Origin of the sequence: Gillisia marina (genome assembly GCF_000258765.1) — a bacterium.
In the GTDB taxonomy this organism is placed as follows: Bacteria; Bacteroidota; Bacteroidia; order Flavobacteriales; family Flavobacteriaceae; genus Gillisia; species Gillisia marina.
Genome location: NZ_AJLT01000082.1, coordinates 1 through 719, shown reverse-complemented (window position 1 = coordinate 719; position 719 = coordinate 1). Strand labels below are relative to the sequence as shown.

The following is a 719-nucleotide window of genomic DNA, read 5'->3' as shown; positions in this document are numbered from 1 at the left end:
TTACGGGAGTTCTCGAGCAGGGAGTAAGGTTTAACGGAACTAACCAGTTTGCTACCGCTGTTGACGCCACCTCTCTCGACCTTACCACTGCCATCACCATTGCGACTTGGCTTCGTCCAGAAAAAAGAGCAACTCAGTATTTGGTTAAAAAAGCGGATAAGCATTCGATCGATGGGTACGAACTTTCCATGTCCAGTGGGGGTACGGTTTACTTCCGTTTTAACCAGAGAACCGCTGGGAACAGCTATAGGTTGGATTCACAGGCTTCTTACCCAACCAATGGTACCACGTGGATGCATGTGGCGGTAAGTTATGATGGATCTACTATTAGATTGTACATCAATGGGGTTGAGGATAACACCAAAGTACTTTCTTCGCCTCCTGCGATATCTATTAATACTTTGGCACTGACCTTTGGAGCAGGGGACGGTGGATATAGGGGATTTCAAGGAGCCATGGATGATACGCGTATTTACAACACAGCTTTGAGCACAACAGAGATTAATAACTTGGCAACGATATCGAACACACCTACCTTAGCTAGTGTTCCGCAATTAAGCGCTCCAGCAGATGCAGCTACGGGTGTTTCTGTAACGCCCAACTTGAGTTGGAACGCTTCCACGGGAGCAGATAGCTATAGAGTTCAGGTATCTACGACCTCTAATTTTTCATCAACATTAGTAAATCAAAGCAACATTATAGGTACTTCCACTTCGGTT

The 719-nt window shown here is 45.6% G+C and carries 1 protein-coding gene; it reads left to right on the top strand.

From position 1 onward, the window contains the following. Window positions 1-719 (top strand): LamG domain-containing protein (locus tag ON07_RS13485; RefSeq protein ID WP_010232499.1); only part of this gene is annotated, 719 nt, incomplete at both ends.